This window comes from Halomarina ordinaria (assembly GCF_030553305.1).
GTDB lineage: Archaea > Halobacteriota > Halobacteria > Halobacteriales > Haloarculaceae > Halomarina > Halomarina ordinaria.
Window position 1 is genome coordinate 101,249 of the sequence record NZ_JARRAH010000005.1, and the last position, 6,502, is coordinate 107,750.

Sequence of the window (6,502 nt, forward strand, 5' to 3'; positions counted from 1 at the left end):
TTTTCCATTTTTTCGTCTTTCCAATAATCGGTTTATGCGTTATGAGATGGCTGCGTGACATCTTTGGTTCGAAGAGCGTTGCCCTCGGGACAGGATTCTGGTTACGTATGACGCTCGACGACGGCTTGGCGTTCTATCTTCCCGGTGCCGCTGGTCGGGAGGTCCTCGACGAACTCGACACGCTTCGGGTGTTTGAACCGAGCAAGCCGGCTCTCGAGGAACGAGCGAAGCGCTTCTTCGGAAATCTCCTTCCCATCGGTCGTAGCGACGACTGCAGTAACGACTTCTCCCCACTCGCTGTCGGGAACACCGAAGACGACCGCACCAGTCACGTCCGGGTGGGAATAGAGCGCCTCTTCGACCTCACTGGGGTAGATATTCTCCCCACCCGAGATTATCATGTCGTCCAGACGGCCGTGAATGTGATAGAAGCCGTCCTCATCTACCTCCGCGATGTCCCCTGTATGGAACCAGCCATCGTCGTCCCACACTTCGGCTGTCTTCTCCGGTAACCCGAGGTATCCATCGGCGACTGTCGGTCCACGGTGGAGCAACTCACCGCTCTCGCCGGGGCCACACTCCGCTCCGGACTCATCGACGACCTTGGCATCGACGTGGGTGAACGTCTGCCCATTGCACTTCGGAGGTTTCTCCATTGCATGCTCGGGGCGTAACATCAATGACCCATCGGTCGTCTCGGTGAGGCCGTAGGCCGCGACACACTGAACATCAATCGAATCGAACTGGCGTTTCAGCTCGCTCGGAACCGGTTCGCCACCACCGACGACGAGTTCGAGCGCGGAAAGGTCGTGTTCACGCCATCCCTCCACGTCGACCATCGCATTGAGCATCGTAGGAATCGCGAACGTCTTGGTGACGTCGTATGCTTCCAGGATTTCCCACGCCTCTTCGGGGTCGAATTCCTGTTGAAGGACGACGGTCCCCCCGACGTGAAGCAGCGGGAGTGTGAAGATGTTGAGTCCCCCGACGTGGAAGATGGGGCTAGAGGTAACCGTAACGTCGTCGGCAGAGAGTTGCGCGTCGACGACGTAGCTGACCGAAGAGAAAAACAGGTTCTTGTGGGAGAGGGGGACCCCTTTCGGTCGGCCGGTCGACCCACTGGTGTAGAGCAGTACCGCGGGGTCGTCGAACCCGTCTGCGATGGATAGTTCCGCGCTATCGAACTCGTAGAACCCATCCCAGGGGTCGGCGTCAACGCGTTCCTCACTGGGCGAACCGATTCTGACCGTCTGGACACCGTCGAGCGATAGGTGCTTGACCGTCTCCTCGAACACGCTTTCGAAGACGTAGAGGTCCGGTTCGACGTCGCCGGTCAGGTAGTCGAGTTCGTCCGGAGACAGGCGGTAGTTGAACGGCGCGATGACGGCTCCGAGTTTGCAGGTGGCGAAGAACAGCTCGAAGAACTCGATTGAGTTGCGGAACAGCCCACACACTCGGTCGCCCTGACCGATACCGCGGTCGGCCAGCGCGCGGGCGATGCTGTTCGAGCGCCGTTCGAGTTTGCCGTATGTGTGTTCATCGCGGGTCGTCTGTTCGACAATAGCGACTGAGTCAGGGTGGTAGTACGACTTCTTGCGAAGGATGTACCCGAAGTTCGCTTGGCGCATACCTCCGGGGTGTGGCTCCAGTGTAATATGCATACCTCCCGTATAATCACGATTGCAGTGTACCGAGGAACACGCCAGAGACCGTGTCTACAGCCTGTCTTCGAGCGCAGCTAATCGCGTTCCTGCCTCGAAGGCATGTGGAAACTCCGCGAGGAAGATAAACAGCCCATCGAAGTCCCGGGGATGGTACAGGTACTCGGTGAACTCACCCGCGGAGATCTCTCCGACCGGCTCAACCCCATCGTCGGCCAGTTCCCCTGCGGCGGCCTCGAGATCTGCCACCCGAAACGCGATGGCGTACAGCCCAGTATCGTACTTCTCGATGAATCGTGCAACGGCGTTCTCCGAGTCGTTGTCCGACGGCTCGACGACGTCGATACCAATGCCGGCGGTATCGATCACGCTCTGCAGGTCATTCGTCCCACCAGCGGTCTCCGTCGTCAGCGTCAGCAACTCGCCAAAGTTGAGGTCGAGGCGGTCGGTGAGTGTGCCTGCGGTTCTATCGAGATTGTCGGTGGCGATGACGATGCGGTCGATACTGACTACGTCCATAACGAGCGAGAGTAATGCCCACGGGGTATGAAACTGTGGGTCACACTGGCGGTCTACCGACAATTCACCAGAACGGTTATGGTTGGCTCCCAACGAGAGGCATGGTATGCCAGTGCATGCGTACGAGGCAAACACGTTCGTCTGGGGTGCCGGCTGTATCGACGAACTCTCGACACGCCTCGATGAAGTGGGAGCGACCCACGTGTTGGTCGTCTGTGGCGAACACGTCGGCGCGAACGACGACCTGTTCGAAGCGGTCGAACGAGCTCTCGGCGACCACTCGACTACAAGATTCACCGGAGCACGAAGCGACGTCCCGCTCGAAACCGTCATGGAAGGGGTTCGCGTCAAACGCGATTGTCGAGCCGACGTTCTCGTGAGTGTCGGTGGCGGGAGTGCCAGCGACACGGCGAAAGCGATCGCGACGTTCGACGCCGAAGAAGGGCGGTCGATGGACGAGATGAAAGCGCAGACGACCGATGACGGTGAGGCGTACGTTCCCGCACTGCCGGCTGAGAAGGCTGCGGTGTTCGCCATCGCGACCACGCTTTCGGCGGCAGAGGTGAGCAACGCGTTCGGCGTGACCGACCTCGAACGCGGTGAGAAAGGTGTTCTCGTGGACGAGAAGGTACGTCCGGTCGCCAGTTTCTACGACCCCGAGTTGACGGCGACGACACCGCCGAGTATCATCGCGAGCACCGGGATGAACGCGCTCGACCATGCCGTCGAAATCCTCTACTCAGACCCTCGGGGTGAGAACCCGTTCTACCAAGCGACGGCCGCTCGGGCGATTGAGTTGCTGATGGCTCACCTTTCCGACGCCGTTGCGGATCCTGATGACCAGACCGCCCTCGAAGGTGCACAGGTGGGAGCGGCACTCAGCGCGCTGGGCCTCATCGGTGGCATCTGTATCAACCATGGAATCAATCACGCACTCTGTGCACGCCACCCTGTCTCCCATGGGGACGGTAACAGCATACTGCTGCCTCACGGCATCGCGTTCAATATGCCTGCAGTCCCCGAGCGCGTCCGTCGTATCGCTGCTGCGATGGACATCGATACCGAGGGCCGGGACGATCAATGGGTCGTCAGACGCGTTATCGAGTCTGTTCGTGACCTCCAGACAGAGATCGACGTCCCGTATCGACTGCGGGATGTCGATGTCGATCGAGACGACTTCGACGAACTCGCGGCCGTGGCCGCGACGGACTCGGCGATGGCGAGCAATCCACGGCCAGTGACCGAAGCGGATATCCGCGACGTTCTCGACGCAGCCTGGTGAGCGTATCGGAACGTCCGACCGACGGTACTGTTTTACTGTTCGGGTTTCCATAGGTTTCCAATGGTTCAGGCAGTTCGCATGCCGATGATGGGGAATACGATGGAGACTGGCCTGCTCGCTGAGTGGGTTGTCGAGGCTGGCACCTCCGTCGAGGAAGACGACGTGCTTGCAATCGTCGAGTCCGAGAAAGCAGCCGCCGACGTCGTCGCGACGCAGTCTGGAGAACTCGCTCGCATCGATGTCGACGCAGGTGAGGAAGTGCCGCCGGGGACGCTTATCGGGGTCGTCCTTGCCGACGACGAACACATCGAGGACGCCCCAGCTCCTGGAAGTCGAATCGAGCCCGAAAGTGACAGTGATGACGGTTCCGGGAACAGTGGCCAGACAGACGTCGATGACACGTCTTCCGACGAAAATAGTACCAGCGCCAGTACTGACGCTCACATCGACGCCAGCACAGAAGCTAGTACAGAGAATGAGTTGACGATTCGAGCCGCTCCAGGGGCGCGGAAGCTGGCAGCGTCTGAAGACGTGGACCTTTCGACCATCCAGGGGTCTGGTCCGGAAGGTGCCGTCCTCAGAGCCGACGTTGAGGACGTTCTGGAGCAAGCAGTCGTCACGAGGGAGACAGATGACACAGCCGCCGACCCCGACGTCGCTGGAGAGAGACGGTCGTTCGCTACTCCGAGGACACGTCGACTCGCTCGAGAACAGGGGATCTCGATGAGTGATCTCCGAGGAACGGGCGTGAACGGCCGGGTGACGGAATCGGACGTGCGGGCCGCCGCAGGACAGGAAACCGTACCGAGGCCGTCTGAAAATGCTGAACCCCCCAGAGCGTCCATGGATGGCCGCTCGCCGACGGACGCGGCTGCCCATGGTGTCACTGTCGTGGAGGAGCAGCCACTCTCACGCATGCGCCAAACCATCGCCGGTCGGATGACGCAGTCGGCGAGGCAGGCCCCCCATGTCACACTCAATCGCTCGGTGAGCGTTGACCGGGGGTTCCAGACGGCGACAGAACTCACAGAAGATGGAGACACTACCGTAGGGTTCACGGACGTACTCGTTGCGGCCGCGGGCCGAGCACTGGCGACCCACCCTGAATTTAACGCGTGGTTCGAGAACGACAACCTGCGGTTGATCGCCGAGCGAAACGTCGCCGTAGCCGTCGACACCGACGCAGGGCTCGTCACGCCAGTCATTCGCGAGGTGGGCCGACGCTCGCTAGTGAGTATCGCCAGCGAGCGCCGAGAGGTGACCGACGCTGTTCTCGATGAATCGTTTTCGATGGACACCCTCCAGGGAGGGACGTTTACCATCACGAACCTCGGAATGTTCGGTATCGACTCGTTCGACCCGATTATCAACCCCCCACAGGTAGCGATTCTCGGCGTCGGGTGCATCCACGGCGAAAAGGAACGAACCTGTACCCTCTCGCTTTCGTTCGACCATCGAGCGGTCGATGGTGCCGATGCCGCTCGGTTCCTCCAGACACTTACGGCGTTCGTCGAGGCGCCGTCACGACTCGTTGCTGCCTCGACCGAGGATATGAGTACTCACACCGAGGATACCGGCGGGAGCCCAGTGAGCAATACTGGGACGTCACTCGACGAGATATCTGTCGCTGAGTTGCTCGAGCGCGACATCCATGAGCATGCTACCGAGGTCGCCGCTGCCCACAGCTGGCCGGTACCGACCCTCGATGTCGAGTTGATCGAAGGTGTCCCGACCATCGCGGTGGAACGGGGGGGAGATCTCTCGGCGGCGAACGCGAAGCGACTCATCTACGCGGCCTGTCGGGAATCGCAGTACTCCGACGCCATTACTGGTCTCAGAGACCCCGACGTCACCGTCAGCTGAGCACCCTGCCCACCAGTAAATTATTTATCATAAGTACTAAGACCCGAGCGTGTTAGTTCGGGGCATGGACTTTACGCTGTCCGAGGAGCAGCAGATGATGCAGCGTCTCACGCGGGATATCTGTTCGAATTATGATCTCGAGTACTGGCGCGAAAAGGACGAAGCTGAGGAGTTTCCCCACGAGATCTGGGACGACCTGACCGATGCCGGGTTCATGGGGCTGACTGTTCCGACCGAGTACGGTGGCGAGGGGCTCGGGATGGAAGAAGTCGCGACGGTCGGCCTCGCACTGGGTCGCAACGGGGGAGGTGTTAGTGGACCGAACCTCCTCACGCTCGGACCGGTGTTTGGTGGCGTCTCCATCAACGAACACGGCAACAACGAACAGCGCGAACGTCTCCTCCCCGAGGTAGCCAATGGGGCGGTCGTTGCCCTTGGGTTGACCGAACCCGATGCGGGACTGGACACAGCCGGTATCAAATCAACCGCTGAGAAGGACGGCGACGAATACGTACTGAATGGGACGAAGGTATGGACCACTGGCGCACATGTTTCTGACTACATCGTGACGCTGGCCCGGACCTCACCGATGGGTGAGGGCTCGCGCCACGAGGGTATCTCGCTGTTCGTCGTCCCGACAGACAGTGACGGTGTGACGACGAACAAGATCGATAAACTGAGCATGCGCTGTCTCGGTTCCTGTGAGGTCGTCTTCGATGATGTTCGTGTTTCTGAAGAGAATCTCCTCGGCGAGGAAGACCGGGGGTTCTACCACGTCCTTGGGACGCTCAACACCGAACGCATCATCTGGTCGGCGATTCCGCTGTCGGCGGGTGAACTCGCGCTGGACCTCGCGGTTGATTACGCTAGCGAACGTGAGTCGTTCGAACGGCAAATCGGGCAGAATCAAGGCGTGCAGTTCCCACTGGCCGAGAACAAAATCGAACTGGAAACATCGAAGCTGATGATTTACAAGGCCGCTTCACTGTACGATGCCGGCGAGGAGTGTGCAATGGAGGCGAACGCAGCGAAATTCATGGCCGCCCGTGCCGGGTTCAATGCCTGCGACCAAGCCGTCCAGACACTCGGTGGGATGGGATTCGCGAACGAGTACCACGTCGAGCGACTGTACCGCGACGTTCGCCTCGCGCGGGTCGCACCCGTCAGCGACGAACTC

At 60.2% G+C, this 6,502-nt stretch carries 5 protein-coding genes; 3 read left to right on the forward strand and 2 right to left on the reverse strand.

Features of this window, described 5'->3' with window-relative positions; genetic code table 11:
• Positions 1 to 101: 101 nt before the first annotated feature.
• Together P1Y20_RS18315 and P1Y20_RS18320 are read right to left on the reverse strand one after the other, a co-directional pair.
• Positions 102 to 1,628 carry an acyl-CoA synthetase gene (locus P1Y20_RS18315; protein ID WP_304450130.1) on the reverse strand — a complete coding sequence of 509 codons (1,527 nt, stop codon included), beginning with the start codon at positions 1,626 to 1,628 and terminating at the stop codon, positions 102 to 104.
• Positions 1,629 to 1,715: 87 nt separating this feature from the next.
• On the reverse strand, positions 1,716 to 2,180 hold the full coding sequence (locus tag P1Y20_RS18320) for a VOC family protein (protein WP_304450131.1): 465 nt from the start codon (positions 2,178 to 2,180) through the stop codon (positions 1,716 to 1,718).
• Between the two features lie 106 nt (positions 2,181 to 2,286).
• On the opposite strand from P1Y20_RS18320, the gene P1Y20_RS18325 reads away from it, so the two are divergent.
• The 3 genes from P1Y20_RS18325 to P1Y20_RS18335 form a co-directional block, all read left to right on the forward strand.
• Complete coding sequence (locus P1Y20_RS18325; protein ID WP_304450132.1) at positions 2,287 to 3,462, forward strand: iron-containing alcohol dehydrogenase family protein; 1,176 nt, start codon at positions 2,287 to 2,289, stop codon at positions 3,460 to 3,462.
• Between the two features lie 60 nt (positions 3,463 to 3,522).
• A complete protein-coding gene (locus P1Y20_RS18330) occupies positions 3,523 to 5,325 on the forward strand; it encodes a dihydrolipoamide acetyltransferase family protein (protein ID WP_304450133.1) in 1,803 nt (600 codons plus the stop codon).
• A gap of 64 nt (positions 5,326 to 5,389) precedes the next feature.
• Positions 5,390 to 6,502: acyl-CoA dehydrogenase family protein (locus P1Y20_RS18335; RefSeq protein WP_304450134.1), on the forward strand; the 1,113-nt coding region annotated here is incomplete at its 3' end.